The organism is Limosilactobacillus secaliphilus (genome assembly GCF_001437055.1).
Classification (GTDB): domain Bacteria; phylum Bacillota; class Bacilli; order Lactobacillales; family Lactobacillaceae; genus Limosilactobacillus; species Limosilactobacillus secaliphilus.
The window spans coordinates 174,807-192,733 of record NZ_JQBW01000004.1 but is presented as its reverse complement, the minus strand read 5'-3'; the positions used below and the strand labels follow the sequence as shown (position 1 = coordinate 192,733).

The following is a 17,927-nucleotide window of genomic DNA, read 5'->3' as shown; positions in this document are numbered from 1 at the left end:
GATGTGGCGGTACCTTAAACGGGTCCTGATCGGGAAACCTTTAAAGACCCTGGATGAAGGCAAAACTCATCTAACAAAATTTAAAGCGCTGGCGATGCTGTCATCAGACGCTATTTCGTCTGTTGCATACGGGCCAGAGCAAATCGTCAGTGTGCTGGTAACTCTATCAGCCCTGGCAATGTGGTATTCAATTCCTATTGCCGGTATTGTGTTGGTACTGTTGTTGGCCATCACTTTATCGTATCAACAAATCATTCATGCTTACCCAAGTGGTGGTGGTGCCTACATTGTTGCCACTAAGAACTGGGGGCAAAATGGTGGTTTGATCGCCGGTGGTTCACTGTTGGTTGATTACATGCTGACGGTGGCCGTATCAACGACGTCCGGGACTGAAGCGATCACATCTGCTATTCCGGCCCTGTATCACTATTCAGTACCGATTTCCGTGATCATCGTCCTGTTGATCATGTTTATGAACTTGCGGGGCATGAGTGAAAGTGCCAACTTCCTGACCGTTCCGGTTTACTTCTTCGTCATCATGATGACCGTAATGATTGCCGTTGGTGCATTCAATGTTGCTACCGGCCGGGTCCACTATGCCGCACCGGCAGATTATGGGACGCCAGTAACGGGCATGACCTTTGTCCTGTTTGTTCGGGCATTCTCAGCTGGTTCATCATCACTGACTGGGGTTGAAGCGGTCAGCAACGCTGTACCAAACTTTAACGAACCGAAGGAAAAGAACGCCGCTACCACTCTGGCAATCATGAGTGGGATTTTGGCCTTCTTCTTCATTGCCATTATCTTCTTTGGCTTTTATCTCGGTGTTCGGCCAAATCCTGAACGGACGATCCTGTCACAAATCGGTTCTTCCATTTTTGGTGGCCGTGGCTTAGGCTTCTACCTGTTGCAATTATCAACGGCCATGATCCTGGCAGTTGCTGCTAACACCGGTTTCTCTGCCTTTCCAATTTTGGCTTACAACATGGCCAAGGATAAGTTCCTGCCGCATGCCTTTATGGACCGTGGTGACCGCTTGGGTTACTCCAACGGGATCATCTCACTGGCCATTGGTGCCATCATTTTGATTCTGATCTTCCATGGTCAGACCAACATGCTGATTCCACTGTATGCGGTTGGTGTGTTCGTACCATTTACTTTGTCCCAGTCCGCAATGATCATTCACTGGTTCCGTGAACGGCAAGGCTGGTGGGTTGGTAAGTCATTTATCAACCTGACTGGTGCCCTGATTTCTTTGGCTTTGGTTTTGTCACTGTTCTGGCAGCACTTCAACAACGTTTGGCCATACTTGATCATCATGCCATGCTTGCTGTGGATGTTCTATAAGATTCACAGTCACTACATCAAGGTTGGCCAGCAGTTGCGGGTTGCCCAAAAGCAGAAGGTACAGCTGCACGACTATGATGGGGCCACGGTGATTGTCTTGGTTGGTAATGTTACCCGGGTGACTAAGGGTGCCATTAATTACGCCCGGTCAATCGGTGATTATGTCATTGCCATGCACGTGTCCTTTGATGAAAACCCAGGTAAGGAACACAAGACAGCCAATGAATTTAAGGCTGAGTATCCAGATGTTCGTTTTGTTGATATCCACTCGTCTTACCGGTCCATTGCGACCCCAACGTTGCGGTTTGTGGATGTGATTGCTAAACGGGCTGAGGCACGCAACTACTCGACGACTGTCTTAGTACCGCAGTTTATTCCAAAGCACCCATGGCAATTGGCTCTGCACAACCAGACCAGTCTGCGTTTGCGGTCGTTGCTGAATTCACGGCAGAACATTGTCGTTTCTAGTTATAACTACCACCTGCACGAATAAAGGCTGCCTATGGATCGAAAAACAATTCTTTGGTCGTCAATCTTTGTTTTAGGTTGGCTGTTTGTAGCGTCCTTTAGCATTCAACATGACCACTTCACCTCAGGCATATGTGGCTTGATTGGCTGTGGCCTATTGGTGACTGGTTATGTCGGTTTGCATTGGCAACAATATCAAGATGGTGATGCTCGCACGCGGCACGCCGTGAAGTTATTAGTGGGTTTGTGCTTACTATTATTGACACTGAACATTATCAGTTGGATCTTAGGTTAAAAAGAATCGTTCGGAAATGCCGAGCGGTCTTTTTTTCGTTATCAGAAATTGTTATGATCACTTACAAACAAAAACGGCTGCAATGGTTAAAGAGACATCAAAATGGCTTAAAGTGGCGAAAAGGGGTTCACAAATGAGCACAAACTGTTATTTTCGTAAAATCAATATGATCATTTATGCATTAATCTGGAGCATCATCATTGGTATGGTAACAGCGGCCTATCTTAATCTTGTGAACTGGGTCATTAATCTTGTGTGGCACGAGTACCTCCGCTCAAGTCGTGGTCTTAATTGCTGGTACCCATTTATTATTTGTATTCCAGCTGGCTTTTTAATTGGTTTTCTAAGCCAACACTTGGGCGACTACCCGTTGACGATTGAGGAGGTCTTGACGCAGTTCCGTCTTCACGGTCGCCTTAATTATCACCATTGGTGGAAATCATTTGCTTTAGGACTATTAGTGCTTGCAGCTGGCGGCAGCATCGGTCCTGAAGCTTCAACGACTGTATTGACGGGGAGTATGATCAATTGGCTGGGCGATCGTCTCCGTTGGGCGCGTTTTTGCTTGTCATCTGGTCAAGCAAAACGGATTTGGCTAAGAAAAATGGACCAGCAGCAGTTAAAAAAGGCGCCCACTTTCAGTCAACTGTTTGAAAGTAAGCGTCAACGGTTGCTTAGCGTTGTTTTATTGGTAATTATCGGAATCAGTGGAGCGGCATTAGTGTTCAAATTGTTCCCAGAAGAAGGGGTATTTGGTATTCATCACCATCTGATCAGCTGGCAATGGACCAACTTATGGACAGCAATTCCGGCGATTCTGGTCGGTTTAGTTTTTGGCAAAGTATTTATCTGGCTAGCAAACTGGTCCGCATTAATGATTGATGTCAAACTCAATCGAATCTGGCAGGGAGGCATTTTTGGCTTAATAATTGCGGCCAGTTCATGGTTGAGCGGGGACATTCTCTTTTCTGGCGAATTCCGGATTGTACCTTTTACTCATGAAGCATTAAAGCTAACAGTACCCTTCCTCATTATGGTTGCAGTGATCAAGGCGATCATTACTAATTTGGGCTTTGCTATGGGATGGCGAGGCGGAACTATTTTTCCGGCAATCTTCTCGAGCTTAGCCATTGGGGTAGCGTGTGCATTGCTCTTGCCTGGAGATGTTCGTATCAATGCAGTGATCGTTTTGACAACCAGCTTAACGGTCATTTTAGGCAAACCACTTTTGGCCAGTTTGCTGATCATCTTGTTAGTTCCAGTTGAGTTGACGCCTGTAATCCTGGTGGCGGCGTTGTTGACTAATCAACTAGTGAGCAAGCTGCCAACTCGTCGTCATTAGTTTGTTAGTTGGCATTTGTTACAGGCACTTCACGGATGTGCTGCCCGGCAGCCTTGATGGTTAGGCGACCGTTAAAACGATTGGTTAAGGCATCTTGAACGGCCTGGCTTTCGTTCTGATCGACAAAGATGGTTACGGCCACCTTAACCCCATATTCTTCATGATCGATTGCTAGGTCATGCTGCTTGAGATAGTAAGTCAAAGCATCGTGTTCCGCATAATCGACGGTGATGGTTAATAACTGCTGCAGGACACGGTTGACAATGCCGGCCTGATGAATGGCGTCAGTGGTGACGTTGCTGTATGCACGAATCAGACCACCGGCGCCTAATTTGATCCCGCCAAAGTAACGGGTGACGACGGCACAAACGTCGTGCAGCTTTTCCATTTGCAGGGCTTGCAAGATGGGGACGCCGGCAGTGCCGCTGGGTTCGCCGTTATCACTTTCACGTTGAATATGATCATCTTTTCCAACCTGATAGGCGAAGCAGTTATGGGTGGCTTTGCGATTGTCTGCTTGGACCTGACTGATGAATTGCTGGGCGTCATCCTCGTCCTTGATTCGGGACAGCGAGCATATGAAACGCGATTTTTTAATGACTAATTCGTACTGGCAATTTTTTTGAATTGTTAAATTATTTTCCGCAGCCATAATATTTCCTTTCAAAAAAGTGTCAATCACGTTTAATTCCGTTCTTAAATTATAGGAGGGATGAACGTGGACACCAAATTATTAGCGGGGCGAAGGCAACTGGTCAATCGTTGGGGTCAAGATCAAGCACAGCCTGCGAATGTCGTTGTGTCACCGACAATGACCGTTGAAAAGACACAGGTGCACTGTTTGCGCTGTGATCAAAGAACTAGTCGGGCACAGGCAATGTTGCCCAATGATCAATATTACTGCCCCAAGTGTTTGAACCTTGGACGGGTATCGACTTTAGCTCGATTTTATCATGTCCCCGAGCCAAATCAATTTTACCCGCCTGCGGATGTCTTAGCTTGGCAGGGGCACTTATCCAGTTTACAGACGAGGGTGGCAAGCGAAGTCAAGCACAGTATGGCTAACCATGAGCACCGGTTGTTATGGGCAGTGACCGGTGCCGGCAAGACGGAGATGATCTTTCCCACGGTGGCCCAGGCCCTGCAGAGAAAGGAACGGGTTGGGATTGCTTCACCACGGGTGGACGTTTGCTTAGAGCTGTATCCTCGCTTCACGGCCGCTTTCCGGGTTCCCATTGCATTGCTTCATGGTCGTGCCAAGGAGTCTTATTCCTACAAGCAGTTAACCATCTGCACGACCCACCAGTTGCTGCGCTTTTACCATGCCTTTGATCTGCTCATTGTGGACGAGGTGGATGCTTTCCCATATGCGAGCAACAAAGCCCTGCTTTATGCGACCAAGCAGGCTTTAAAACCCACTGGCGGCCTGTTATTGATGACGGCGACACCTGGAAAAACACTGTTTGAAGCGGTCCGTCGTGGGCATTTGCAGGTCAGCTACTTACCCTTGCGTTACCACGGTCATCTCTTGCCGGAGATTCATTGTCATTTGTGCTGGCACTGGCGGGCGATGCTTAATAAGGGACGCTTGCCGGCCCATTTATTATTCTGGTTAAAAACCCGTTGCCGTTCACAACAACGCTTTTTGCTGTTTGTGCCACGGATTAGTGATCTAGGTCCATTGAAGGACATTCTGCAAAGAGTTTTGCCTCATTCAGTTAAGTTTGCCACTGTCTATTCCAATGACCCAGACCGTTTGACGAAAGTGCAGGCGATGCGCGACCATCAATACCTGTTTTTAGTAACCACGACCATTTTGGAGCGGGGTGTGACCTTTCCGGGAATCGATGTCGGGGTTCTGGGAGCGGATGAACCGGTCTTTTCTTCATCGGCCTTGGTCCAGATAGCGGGTCGAGTAGGACGATCGGCAAAATGCCCCAATGGCCAGGTGCATTTTTGGATCAATGAGTATTCACGTTCCATTCGGCAGGCGCAAAAAGAAATTCGGACGATGAATATTAAGGGGAGGCGGCTGCTCAGTGAAATGTCTGCTCTGTAATCGTCCCATCTATTGGCAGGTACCGATAGCCAAGCTGTTTTTATTCGGGCCGCTGACCCCACCACGGATTTGTGAACGGTGCCGGGCAAAGTTTCAGCATTATATGGGGCCCTTTTGCCCTTGTTGCGGCCGTAGCAGTGGTAATGGCCTGTGTGCAGAATGCCGACGCTGGCAAGATCAGTACGGCTGGGTGCTCCATAATCGTTGCCTGTATCATTACAATCAGGCGATGAAGGAATTCATGCACCGTTATAAATTCGTTGGCGATTACCGCTTGCGGGCCGTGTTTCATGCCGAAATGCAAAGCTTTATTGACCGCCAGCAGTATGATTACCTGGTTCCCATTCCAGTCACCCAGGAGACGATGGCTACGAGGGGCTTTAACCAAACTGCCGGACTGATTGATGGTTACGATGGCCACTTGTTGCTGACAAGGGCGGTAGAAAAAGGCGTTCCCCAATCGGCTAAGAGCCGGGAACAGCGCCTACAGACACCACAGCCGTTTAAATTGCAACCTGATGTAAGTCTGGATCATCGCCGCATTCTCCTCGTTGATGACATTTACACAACGGGGCGTACCCTCTATCATGCCGCCACTTTGTTGAAAGCTGCCGGGGCGGCTAGTGTGTCTTCCCTGACATTGTCGGGTTAATACGTTCACAAAGAACAGCTTGGTCATGATTGTTTATTAAGCCAAACTACCTTATAATGAAGGTAGGATATGAGAAGAGTGGTCCTTCTGATATCAGAGCAAGCCCAATCGCTTGTACTGAAAGGAGAAGAGTACAATGCTAAAATTCAATATTCGTGGAGAAAACGTTGACTTAACTGACGCTATTCGTAATTACGTCACTAAGCGGATTAGTAAGCTGGAGAAGTTCTTTGAAGATAATGTTGAGGCAACCGCTCATGTTAACTTGAAGGTTTACCCTAACAAGACCTTCAAAGTCGAGGTAACCATTCCATTACCATACCTGACTTTAAGAGCTGAAGAAACATCCAACGATATGTATGCCAGCATTGACTTAGTAACCGACAAATTAGAGCGCCAGATCCGTAAATACAAGACCCGTGTGAACCGCAAGTCCCGTGAAAAGGGCTACAAGAACATCGAATTTGTTCCAGGCGATGATAACGCCAACGACAATGATGATTCCTTAAAGATTGTCCGGACTAAGCAGATCTCATTGAAGCCAATGGATTCAGAAGAAGCTGTTTTACAGATGGACATGTTGGGACACGACTTTTTCGTATTCCAGGATGCTGAAACTAACGGCACCAGCGTCGTTTACCGTCGTAATGATGGCCGTTATGGTCTGATTGAGATCAACTAATTTAATCGTTAACTAAAAGAGTGGCAGTTGCCATTCCTAAGTGCAAGAAGTCTCCAGTATTCGGTTCTTCTGAATCCTGGGGACTTTTTGTGTCGACTTGAATGTTAACGGAGGGCATTTTTGTCGCTGAAATCTGCTGGTCCTAACTTAATTGCAGACAAACAACAGATTAGTTTAATTCAACGTTGGTTCATGGTAAAATCTTTGATGTGAAACTTAAAATGGAACTAGTTTGCGACCAGTTAGGATTAAGCAGCAGGCTAGTAAAAAATTCAAATTAAAGGAAAGGACGCTTTTATGGCGAACATACTTAGAAAGTGGATTGAAAGTGATCGTCGTGAATTGCGGCGCATCAATCGGATTGCCAATAAGGTGGAACGTTATGCGAAGCCAATGAGCCAGTTGACTGATGAGCAATTGCAGGCCAAGACGCCTGAATTTCGGCAGCGCATTCAAAACGGTGAGAGCTTAGACAAATTACTACCAGAAGCCTTCGCTGTTGCTCGTGAAGGTGCTAAACGGGTCTTAGGGCTCTACCCATTCCACGTCCAAATCATGGGTGGAATTGTGCTACATGAAGGTAACATTGCTGAAATGAAGACCGGTGAAGGTAAGACTTTGACGGCCACCATGCCGGTTTATCTGAACGCCCTGACTGGCAAGGGTGTTCACGTCATCACGGTTAACGAATACCTGTCGCACCGTGACGCGGAAGAAATGGGTAAGCTCTACAAGTGGCTCGGTTGTACCGTTGGGGTCAACAGCAGTGAGGCCAGCCCTGAAGAGAAGCGGGCAGCTTACCAATGTGACATCATGTACTCAACCAACAGTGAAATTGGTTTCGACTACCTGCGTGACAACATGGCCGTTTACAAGGAAGACCAAGTACAACGGGGACTGAACTACTGTATCGTTGATGAAGTGGACTCCATCCTGATCGATGAAGCCCGGACGCCGCTGATCATTTCCGGTCCTGGTACGGGGACTTCCAAGCTCTACCAGCAGACTGACCGCTTTGTTAAGCAGCTGGTAAAGGACGAAGACTACAAGATCGATCTGGAATCCAAGACGGTTTCTCTGACTAACCAGGGGATCGAAAAGGCTGAAAAGTACTTCAACCTGCGTAACTTGTATGATCCGGACAACACCGCTTTGACCCACCACTTGGATCAAGCGCTGCGGGCCAACTACATCATGATCCGGGACAAGGATTATGTTGTTAGTGACGGTGAAGTCTTGATTGTTGATTCCTTTACCGGTCGTGTCATGAAGGGCCGGCGTTTTTCCGATGGTCTCCACCAGGCGATTGAAGCCAAGGAAGGCGTTGAGATTCAAGAAGAGAACAAGACGATGGCCAACATCACCTACCAAAACCTCTTCCGGATGTACAGCAAGCTGTCTGGGATGACGGGGACGGCCCGGACGGAAATGGAAGAATTCCGTGAAATTTACAACATGGAAGTTATCACCATTCCAACCAACCGGCCAGTCATTCGGAAAGACGAACCGGACCTGCTTTACCCAACCCTGCAAAGCAAATTTGCTGCGGTTGTTAAGCGGATCAAGAAGCTGCACGAAAAGGGTCAGCCAGTCCTGGTTGGTACGGTGGCCGTTGAAACGTCAGAATACCTGTCACACTTGTTGGACCAAGCCGGGATCCCGCACGTGGTTTTGAACGCGAAGAACCACAAGAAGGAAGCCGACATCATCAAGAACGCCGGTCAAGTAGGTGCCGTAACGATTGCGACTAACATGGCCGGGCGGGGGACTGACATCAAGTTGGGCCCCGGCGTCAAAGAGCTTGGTGGTTTGGCTGTCTTAGGGACTGAACGGCACGAATCACGGCGGATTGATAACCAATTGCGTGGTCGTTCCGGCCGGCAAGGTGACCCAGGTCTGTCACAATTCTACCTGTCACTGGAAGATGACTTGATGCGGCGCTTTGGTGGTGACCGGATCAAAGCCTTCTTGAAGAAGATGAAGGTTGAAGGCGATGACGCGGTTATTCGGAGTCGTTTCCTGACCAAACAGGTTGAATCCGCCCAAAAGCGGGTTGAAGGTAACAACTACGACTCACGGAAGAACGTTCTGCAATACGATGACGTAATGCGTGAACAGCGTGAAATCATCTACAAGGAACGGCAGCAGGTCATTGAAGAAAAGAAATCACTGAAATGGGTCCTGATGCCGATGGTTAAACGGACCATTCAGCGGGAAGTTGATCAGCATACCTTAGGCAATCAGAATCAATGGGAATTACAGAAGATCGTTGACTTTGCTGGTGAAGTGCTGGTTAATCCTGATACGATCAGTGTCCGGAACCTGCAAGGCAAGAGCCCTGACGAAATTGTTGATTATCTGATGAGCCGGGCTGAAGGTGTTTACAAAGACAAGCAACGTCAGCTGTATGATGCGGGACAGATGCTTGAGTTTGAAAAAGTGGTTATTTTGCGGGTGGTTGATGCCCACTGGACTGATCACATCGATGAAATGGACCAGTTCCGTCAATCAGTTGGCCTGCGTGGTTATGGTCAATTGAACCCACTGGTTGAATACCAGACCGCTGGTTACCACATGTTTGAACAAATGATTGCTGATATTGAGTATGAAACGACCCGTCTGTTTATGAAGTCCGAAATTCGGCAAAACGTTACCCGTTAATAGAGTAAAAGATTAGATGAAGGGGTTGTGTGTGCAACCCCTTTGTTTGTTAAAAGGAGAATTATTGTGGATTTAGTAAGTGCAAGTCAGAAATTAGAAGCAATGCAAGCAGAAGTTGCACGCTTCGGGAGGTCTCTTTGACCTGGACGCGTTGAACGAGCAGATCGCCGATAACGAGCACCAGATGACCGCTCCCGACTTTTGGAATGATAGTGAGAAAGCTCAGTCGTTGATTAACGAGACCAACGAGTTGAAGCAACGGCGTGATACCTACACCCACCTGAAGAAGAGTTTGGAAGATTTGGATGTGACCATCGAACTGCTGAAGGAGGGACCCGACAAGGACCTGCAGCAGCAACTGGATGATGAGTTTCCTAAAGTAGCGAAGGAATTGCAGGACTACCGCCTGAGTCAATTGCTGAGCGGTAAGTATGATGCCAAGAACGCCATTTTGGAAATCCACCCGGGCGCAGGTGGCACCGAAGCCCAGGATTGGGGATCAATGCTGTTGCGGATGTACACCCGCTGGGCTGACCAGCACCATTTTCAGGTGGAAACAGCCTCATATGAAGCCGGTGAAGAAGCCGGCATTAAGAGCGTGACCCTCTTGATTAAGGGCCACAATGCGTTTGGCTACCTGCATCCCGAAAAGGGGGTTCACCGGCTAGTGCGGATCTCCCCATTTGATGCGGCTGGTCGGCGGCACACCTCGTTTGCGTCGGTCGATGTGATGCCGGAATTAGATGACAGTGTTCACGTCGACATCGACCCGTCCGATTTGCGGGTGGACACTTTCCGGTCAAGCGGTGCTGGTGGTCAACACATTAACAAGACCGAATCAGCTGTCCGGATCACCCACCTGCCAACGGGCCTGGTTGCTTCTTCGCAAGCGGAACGTTCGCAACTGCAAAACCGGGTCACCGCGATGAACATGCTGAAGTCCAAGCTGTACGAATTGGAACAAGAAAAGCAGGAGAAGAAGCGGGCCGAAATCGAAGGCGAGCAGAAGGACATCGGCTGGGGTTCGCAGATTCGTTCCTACGTATTCTGCCCGTACACGTTGGTTAAGGATAACCGGACCGGCTACGAAACCCACGATGTCGACAGTGTGATGGACGGCGACTTGGATCCGTTCATCAATGCTTACCTGCAATGGCAATTGAGTAAGAAAAATCCAAATTAATGTGGATTGCTGAATTGAAACAAAGTGCACTAAAATAAGAATAGAAATGGGGGTCCTGAATTTGCGAGAAGAAAGACGCAATCAACGGCGCTTGAAACGGTCGTCAACTGACCGGAAGCTGGCAGGTGTGTTCGGTGGTCTTGGTCACTACCTGCACGTGAACTCTAACTTTTTACGGGTTGCTTATCTAATCCTGACTGCGCTGACCACTATCGTACCGGGAATTTTGATTTACATCATGTTGGCAATCACCATCCCCGCGGATAATCCAGGGACTGATCTACTCACGATCTTGCGGCACTTAGGGGGCAAAACTGAATCTAAGCCCCAGCGTAAAGAACTGCACGACGTAGAAGAACATGATATTAAGAAATAAACAGGCGCAATGCTTGTGAGGAGGCAAACTGATGGTACAGAGTGTCAGTAGCGTAACGGTTGGCGATTTGGTCAAAAACGTCCGCCTAAAGGTCATTCAAGGGAAAGACTACTTGGACCGTCCCATCATTACGAGTGATATTTGTCGGCCGGCCTTGGAGTTTGCGGGTTACTTTACCCACTATCCGGCCGAACGAATTCAATTGTTGGGAATTACGGAAACGGCCTTTGCCAACGAATTGACCCATGAAAAACGAAAGACTTACCTGGAACGGATGTGCAAGCCACAAACGCCATGCTTCGTGGTTTCCACAGACTTGCCGGTGATGACGGAATTGCAAAAGGCGGCGAAGGAAGCCCACATTCCAATTTTAGGCACCCACCTGACATCTTCGCGGGTTCTCGGCAACATGACTTCTTATTTGGTTAGCCGGTTGGCGCCAAGAAAGTCGGTTCATGGTGTCTTGGTTGATATCAACGGGGTTGGGGTCCTGATCACCGGAGATTCCGGGATTGGGAAAAGTGAAACGGCCCTGGAATTGGTCCGGCGTGGCCACCGCTTAGTCGCTGACGACCGGGTCGAGGTATATGCTCGTGATGAACAGACGTTGGTCGGCAGTGCACCGGCAATCCTGCAGCACCTGATGGAAATTCGGGGAATTGGGATTATCAACGTCATGACCCTGTATGGAACGGGTGCCATCATGCCGGAAGACACGATTGACTTTATCGTGCACTTGGAAACGTGGACGCCGGATACCCAGTTTGATCGTTTGGGTGACCGTGGCGATACCCAGACCATCCAAGGCGTCGTGGTGCCAAAGGTTTCCGTACCAGTGCGGACTGGGCGGAACCTGGCAATCATCATTGAATCGGCGGCAATGAACTACCGTGCCAACACGATGGGTTACGATGCCACCGAAACCTTTGACGAAAACCTGAGCCGGTTGATCAAGCAGAACACAGCCCGTGATAAAGCACGGCGGGAGACGCCAAAAAATGATCAGTAAAACTTTGGCCTTGAACCCCATTGCTTGGCAAGCGGGCCCGTTCACCATTCATTGGTATGGAGTCATCATTGCCAGTGGAGTAATTCTGGCCCTGTGGTTGTCAATCAGGGAAGGCAAGCGTCAAGGCATCAACGAAGACGTCTTTTATGATTACCTGCTCTGGGCCTTACCAATCGCGATCATCTGTGCCCGGACATATTATGTGGTCTTCCAGTGGCCTTACTACCGCTTGCACCCGAGTGAGATCATTGCCATCTGGGACGGCGGCATTGCCATTTATGGTGCAATTATTGGTGGCTTTGTGACTCTCTTGATCCTTTGCCATGTCCGTCAGTTGCCGGTATGGACAATGCTGGACGTCATTGCGCCGACCGTTATCTTGGCGCAGGCAATTGGTCGCTGGGGCAACTTCATGAATCAAGAAGCCTTTGGGACAATCACCACTAAGTCCGCCTTGATGGCCCAGCATTTACCGATGTGGATCATTAAGCAGATGGACATTTCTGGCGCTTACCGCGTGCCGACCTTTTTCTATGAATCCATGTGGGACCTGCTCGGCTTCGTCTTGTTGGTTAGTTTGCGTCATCGGCGTCACTTGTTTAAGGAAGGTGAGGTCTTCTTTGCTTACCTTATTTGGTATTCGTTAGGTCGTTTTTGGATTGAAGGAATGCGGACGGATAGTTTGATGTGGGGTCCTATTCGGGTTTCGCAACTATTGTCAGTCCTGATTTTTGTTGTCAGCATTGCCTTGGTGCTCTGGCGTCGTCAGCACTCGCCTCAGCTGAAGTGGTATGAACAAGTAAAGGAGAATAATCATGAGCAATAAAGTTGCAGTTTTAGGTGCTGGTTCTTGGGGAAGTATTTTAGCCAATCTGTTGGTCGGCAATGGTCACGATGTCCTGCTTTGGTCCCGTGATCCTGAACAAGTCGAGGCCTTAAACGAATGGCACATCAACCCGCAATACATGAAGGACTTCAAGTACAACAAGCAGCTTCGGGCCACTAACGACATGGACGAGGCCGTGAAGGATGCCAAGTATATCCTGATTGTGATTCCAACGAAGGGTCTTCGGGAAGTGTCCCATAACCTGGCCAAGATTTTGAAGAAGCGGAACATGAAGCCGCTGATCATCCACGCTACGAAGGGCTTGGAACAAGAAACTTATAAGCGGCCATCCCAGATGATCGCCGAAGAAATTCCCGCTGAAAATCGGGAAGACATTGTTGTTCTGTCTGGCCCTAGCCATGCCGAAGACGTTGCCTTACAAGACATGACTGCCGTTACCGCTGCTTGTGAAAACATGGCCCATGCCCAGAAGGCCCAAAAGCTCTTCAGCAACAGCTACTTCCGGGTTTACACCAACGATGACGTGATCGGTGCCGAATTTGGTGCGGCTTTGAAGAACATCATTGCTATTGGTGCCGGCGCTCTGCAAGGTTTGGGCTACAAGGACAATGCCCGCGCAGCCCTGATCACCCGTGGCTTGGCGGAAATCCGCCGGCTGGGAGTTGCTTTCGGTGCCAACCCATTTACCTTCATCGGCCTGTCTGGCGTTGGTGACTTAGTTGTTACCTGTACCAGTAAGAACTCACGGAACTGGCGTGCTGGTTTCCAATTAGGCCAAGGCCGGCAGCTGGAAGACGTTATCAGCCACATGGGGATGGTCATCGAAGGGGTTTACACCACCAAGGCCGCTTACGAATTAGCTCAGAAGCGTCAGGTTAAGATGCCGATTACCAACGCTTTGTACAACGTTCTGTACAAGGGTGAAAATATTGAAGCAGCCATCACCGACCTGATGAGTCGTGAGGTTACCTCCGAACTTGAGTAATCAATTCGGAACTGTGGTAAAATGTCAGCGTATTCATTTTATTAACGGAAGGATTTAGATTATTTATGAAGCAAGTTAGAAAAGCCATTATCCCTGCTGCAGGTTTGGGTACCCGGTTCTTACCAGCTACCAAGGCCTTAGCTAAGGAAATGCTGCCGATCGTTGACAAGCCGACCATTCAATTTATCGTTGAAGAAGCACGTAAATCAGGGATCGAAGATATTGTTGTTGTTGACGGAAAGAATAAGCGTTCCATCGAAGACCACTTTGACTCCAATCCAGAATTGGAAGACAACCTGCGCGAAAAGCACAAGGATGAAATGCTCAAACTGGTTCAAGAAACGACGGATGTTAACATTTACTTCATTCGTCAATCCCACCCACGTGGCTTAGGGGATGCCGTTCTGACCGCCCGTGACTTCATTGGTGACGAACCATTTGTGGTTATGCTGGGTGATGATTTGAACAACATCAACAACAATGGTGCACCGCTGACCAAGGAACTGATTGACAGCTTCCACGCAACTGGTGCTTCAACCTTAGCTGTTATGCGGGTACCACACAAGGACACTGCCAAGTATGGTGTGATCAACCCAAGCAAGGAAGTCGAAAAGGGCTTGTACAACGTTGCCAGCTTTGTTGAAAAGCCAGATCCAAAGGACGCCCCAAGTGATTTGGCCATCATCGGCCGTTATGTCTTCACTCCTGAAATCTTTGATGTGCTGGCTAAGACTAAGCCAGGCAAGGGTGGCGAAGTTCAACTGACTGATGCCATCAACACCTTGAACAAGACGCAGCGGGTCTTTGCCCATGAATACACGGGCGACCGTTACGATGTTGGTAACAAGTTCGGCTGGATCAAGACCAACATTGAATATGGCTTGCAGCACCCACAAACCAAGGATGAGTTACGCAACTACATCAAGGAATTGGGCGCTAAGCTGACTGCTGAAGATAAGCAAAAGAAATAATGATTAAGGAGACCGGTTAGTTGCCGGTCTTTTTTGTTTACAAAAAGTAAGTCAACCCGCTAGACAAGGCTGCCAAAATAATTTAGAATGAGTCTAGAATAAATCAAGGAGGCAGTCATCAATGGCAGAAGAAGAAAAGCTTAATTATGATGTGGTAATCGTGGGTGCTGGTCCTGCCGGAATGACGACCGCGCTGTATGCCTCACGTGCCAACCTCTCTGTTTTGATGTTAGATCGTGGTATCTACGGCGGTAATCTGAACAACACGGCAACAATTGAAAACTACAGTGGCTTCAAGTCGGTTCAGGGACCTGACCTGGCTAAGCAGATGTATGAAGGGGCCACCCAATTTGGCGCTCAATATGCCTATGGGACGGTTACGAAGATCGAAAAAGCCGACGATGGCAGTTTCAAGGTGCAGACCGATATGGACAAAACCTACACCGCTAAAGCCGTAGTGATCGCATCCGGCTCAGAACAGAAGAAGCTGGGTGTGCCTGGTGAAGAAGAATACAGTGGGCGCGGTGTTTCCTACTGTGCCGTCTGTGATGGTGCCTTCTTTAAGGGAAAGCACCTGATCGTTGTCGGTGGCGGTGACTCGGCCGTTGAAGAAGGCGACTACCTGACTCAGTTTGCTGACAAGGTGACCATCGTGGTTCGGCGTGATGTTTTGCGGGCTTCCGCAGTCATCCAGCAGAAAGCGGAGAAGAACCCCAAGGTCGAATTTGTCTTCAATACCAGCGTGACAGCAATCGAAGGCGATGGCAACCAAGTGGTCAGCGTCAAGACGAAGAACAACGTGACCGGTGCCACTGGTGAAATGCAGGCTGACGGGGTCTTCATCTATGTCGGCAGTGTTCCAATGACTGGTTATCTGAAGCCGCTGGGTGTCTTGGATGATGCCGGCTGGGTCAAGACGGACGAAAAGATGGCCACAAAAGTTCCGGGCTTGTATGCTATCGGTGACGTTCGTGAAACGTTGCTGCGGCAGATTGCTACCGCCGTTGGTGACGGTGCGATCGCCGGCCAGCAGGTTTTCAAGTACGTTGACAGCTTAAAGTAAATAATCCCTTTTGCATACATCAAAAGTTAACAGGCGGTACAACAATGGCCCCAACGTTCTGAATTTCTGAACGCTGCGGGCCTATTGTTGCTCGCGGGGGCGTGACCACGAAGCCATTAATAGCTTCTGTCACGCTCCCTTTTTGTGCATTCAGCGGTGGATGAACTTTTAATTATAATTAATGATGCGGATACCGCCGACAATTGTTAAAATGGTAAGGAAGAACAAACGGAATGGAGATGCTTCCTGTGAGTTGGAAAGATAATTATGAAGTATGGGCTAAACAAACGGACTTAGACGCCGGTTTGAAGGCCCAAATGGCAAAGATGAATGATGAGGAAAAGGAGGATGCCTTTTACGCACCGCTGTCATTCGGTACCGCTGGGATGCGGGGCCTGATGGGTGCCGGAATCAACCGGATGAACATTTACACGGTTCGTCAAGCAACGGCTGGTTTGGCAACGTTGATGGATTCTTTGGGTGACGAAGTTAAGTCACGCGGGGTGGCCATCAGCTTTGATTCGCGTCATCATTCTCGTGAATTTGCTCATGATTGTGCTCGGGTCCTGGGTGCACATGGGATCAAGGCCATGATTTATGACAACGTTCGTCCAACACCTGAACTGTCCTTTGCCGTTCGTTACAACCATGCCTACGCTGGGATTATGATTACTGCCAGCCACAACCCAATGGAATACAACGGCTACAAGATTTATGGCGAAGATGGCGGTCAAATGCCACCGAAGGAATCCGACATGATTACTTCCTACATTCGTCAGGTCGACCCCTTTGAAATCAAGCTGGCTGACGAGCAGACCATGTTGAATGAAGGCTTAGAAATCATCATGGGCGAAGATGTTGACCACGCTTATCTGGAAAACGTCAAGCAGGTCACGATTAACCATGAATTAGCCCAGAAGTATGGCAAGGACATGAAGTTTGTCTTCACCCCTCTGTGTGGTACCGGACGGATGCTTGGTGAACGTGCGCTGCGGCAGGCTGGCTTTACCAACTTCACGATTGAACCAACCGAAGCAATGCCAAATGGTGACTTCCCTGGTTTGAAGCACCCGAACCCAGAATTCCCAGAAGCATTTGTGCGCTCCATTAAGTTGGGTAAGCAGATTGATGCGGACGTTTTGATTGCTACCGATCCGGACGCTGACCGGCTGGGTTGTGCCGTTCGTCAGCCAAATGGTGAATACCAATTGCTGACTGGTAACCAGATTGCTTCCGTCATGCTGCACTACATTCTGGAAGCCCACAAACAAGCGGGTACCCTGCCAGACAACGCAGCGGCAGTTAAGTCCATCGTCTCCACTAACTTTGCCACCAAGATCGCGGCCGATTATGGGGTCAAGATGGTCAACGTATTGACTGGCTTCAAGTGGATTGCTGACCAGATTCACCAATACGAAACCAAGCACAACCACACCTTTATGTTTGGCTTTGAAGAGAGCTATGGCTACCTGATCAAGCCATTCGTTCGTGACAAGGATGCCATCCAGTCACTGACCCTGTTGGCCGAAATCGCCGCTTACTACCGGAGCCAGGGCAAGACCATGTACGATGGTGTCCAGGAACTCTTCAAGAAGTACGGTTACTTCAAAGAAAAGACCATCGCCAACACTTACGCTGGTGTCGACGGTCCGGCAAAGATCAAGGGCTTGATGAAGAAATTCAGAGAGGAAGCTCCAAGCCAGTTTGCTGGTCACCAAGTCGTATTGACTGAAGACTTCTCCAAGGGGACCAAGACCGACGCCCAAGGCAAGGTGAGTGAACTTGGCATTCCTGAATCCAACGTGCTGCGGTATGTCTTGGATGACGAAACCTGGATTGCAATTCGGCCATCCGGCACGGAACCAAAGCTGAAATTCTACATTGGCACGAGTGCTGATTCAAGCAAGGGCGCTGAAGACAAGCTGAGTGCTTATGAAGACGCTCTGCAGGCCTTTGCCGAAGAATAATCGTTAATAAAAGTTAAAAT

The 17,927-nt window shown here is 48.8% G+C and carries 16 protein-coding genes; 15 read left to right on the top strand and 1 reads right to left on the bottom strand.

What is annotated here, in order from left to right; all coding sequences use genetic code 11:
- Position 1 precedes the first annotated feature (1 nt).
- Genes IV45_RS00975 through IV45_RS00965 form a run of 3 tightly spaced genes read left to right on the top strand, consistent with a single transcriptional unit; the run spans position 2 to position 3,452 of the window.
- A complete protein-coding gene (locus tag IV45_RS00975; RefSeq protein WP_057739748.1) occupies positions 2 to 1,840 on the top strand; it encodes an APC family permease in 1,839 nt (612 codons plus the stop codon).
- Between the two features lie 9 nt (positions 1,841 to 1,849).
- Complete coding sequence (locus IV45_RS00970) at positions 1,850 to 2,110, top strand: hypothetical protein (protein ID WP_057739746.1); 261 nt, start codon at positions 1,850 to 1,852, stop codon at positions 2,108 to 2,110.
- 16 nt (positions 2,111 to 2,126) lie between these two features.
- Positions 2,127 to 3,452: a chloride channel protein gene (locus IV45_RS00965; protein ID WP_235807643.1), complete on the top strand. Its 1,326-nt coding sequence runs from the start codon at positions 2,127 to 2,129 to the stop codon at positions 3,450 to 3,452.
- Positions 3,453 to 3,456: 4 nt separating this feature from the next.
- On the opposite strand, the gene IV45_RS00960 is transcribed toward IV45_RS00965, so the two are convergent.
- Positions 3,457 to 4,104 (bottom strand): YigZ family protein, encoded by a 648-nt coding sequence (locus IV45_RS00960; protein WP_057739745.1) that lies wholly within the window; start codon positions 4,102 to 4,104, stop codon positions 3,457 to 3,459.
- Between the two features lie 60 nt (positions 4,105 to 4,164).
- On the opposite strand from IV45_RS00960, the gene IV45_RS00955 reads away from it, so the two are divergent.
- The 12 genes from IV45_RS00955 to IV45_RS00900 all read left to right on the top strand — a co-directional run bounded on the left by IV45_RS00955 (position 4,165) and on the right by IV45_RS00900 (position 17,907).
- On the top strand, positions 4,165 to 5,511 hold the full coding sequence (locus IV45_RS00955) for an ATP-dependent helicase ComFA (protein WP_057739743.1): 1,347 nt from the start codon (positions 4,165 to 4,167) through the stop codon (positions 5,509 to 5,511).
- Positions 5,492 to 6,163 carry a ComF family protein gene (locus IV45_RS00950; RefSeq protein ID WP_057739741.1) on the top strand — a complete coding sequence of 224 codons (672 nt, stop codon included), beginning with the start codon at positions 5,492 to 5,494 and terminating at the stop codon, positions 6,161 to 6,163. Before IV45_RS00955 ends, IV45_RS00950 begins: the two co-directional genes overlap by 20 nt.
- Before the next feature lie 136 nt (positions 6,164 to 6,299).
- Positions 6,300 to 6,845: a ribosome hibernation-promoting factor, HPF/YfiA family gene (gene hpf, locus IV45_RS00945; RefSeq protein ID WP_057739738.1), complete on the top strand. Its 546-nt coding sequence runs from the start codon at positions 6,300 to 6,302 to the stop codon at positions 6,843 to 6,845.
- Positions 6,846 to 7,142: 297 nt separating this feature from the next.
- Complete coding sequence (secA, locus tag IV45_RS00940) at positions 7,143 to 9,506, top strand: preprotein translocase subunit SecA (RefSeq protein WP_057739736.1); 2,364 nt, start codon at positions 7,143 to 7,145, stop codon at positions 9,504 to 9,506.
- A 66-nt stretch (positions 9,507 to 9,572) separates the two neighbouring features.
- A protein-coding gene (prfB, locus tag IV45_RS00935; protein WP_235807641.1) for a peptide chain release factor 2 occupies positions 9,573 to 10,689 on the top strand; the annotation gives its coding sequence in 2 pieces (ribosomal slippage) (positions 9,573 to 9,632 and positions 9,634 to 10,689; 1,116 coding nt in all).
- A gap of 61 nt (positions 10,690 to 10,750) precedes the next feature.
- The gene (locus tag IV45_RS00930) at positions 10,751 to 11,065 is read left to right on the top strand and encodes a PspC domain-containing protein (protein ID WP_057739734.1); all 315 of its coding nucleotides are present in this window, start codon (positions 10,751 to 10,753) and stop codon (positions 11,063 to 11,065) included.
- Between the two features lie 31 nt (positions 11,066 to 11,096).
- Positions 11,097 to 12,074, top strand: coding sequence for an HPr(Ser) kinase/phosphatase (hprK, locus tag IV45_RS00925; RefSeq protein WP_057739732.1), 978 nt, complete (start codon positions 11,097 to 11,099; stop codon positions 12,072 to 12,074).
- A complete protein-coding gene (gene lgt, locus IV45_RS00920; RefSeq protein WP_057739730.1) occupies positions 12,064 to 12,900 on the top strand; it encodes a prolipoprotein diacylglyceryl transferase in 837 nt (278 codons plus the stop codon). The genes hprK and lgt overlap by 11 nt, the downstream gene beginning before the upstream one ends.
- Positions 12,890 to 13,906: an NAD(P)H-dependent glycerol-3-phosphate dehydrogenase gene (locus IV45_RS00915; RefSeq protein WP_057739728.1), complete on the top strand. Its 1,017-nt coding sequence runs from the start codon at positions 12,890 to 12,892 to the stop codon at positions 13,904 to 13,906. Before lgt ends, IV45_RS00915 begins: the two co-directional genes overlap by 11 nt.
- Positions 13,907 to 13,971: 65 nt before the next feature.
- On the top strand, positions 13,972 to 14,877 hold the full coding sequence (galU, locus tag IV45_RS00910; protein WP_057739726.1) for a UTP--glucose-1-phosphate uridylyltransferase GalU: 906 nt from the start codon (positions 13,972 to 13,974) through the stop codon (positions 14,875 to 14,877).
- 121 nt (positions 14,878 to 14,998) lie between these two features.
- Positions 14,999 to 15,940, top strand: coding sequence for a thioredoxin-disulfide reductase (gene trxB, locus IV45_RS00905; RefSeq protein ID WP_057739724.1), 942 nt, complete (start codon positions 14,999 to 15,001; stop codon positions 15,938 to 15,940).
- A 248-nt stretch (positions 15,941 to 16,188) separates the two neighbouring features.
- Positions 16,189 to 17,907: a phospho-sugar mutase gene (locus IV45_RS00900; protein WP_057739938.1), complete on the top strand. Its 1,719-nt coding sequence runs from the start codon at positions 16,189 to 16,191 to the stop codon at positions 17,905 to 17,907.
- Positions 17,908 to 17,927 lie beyond the last annotated feature (20 nt).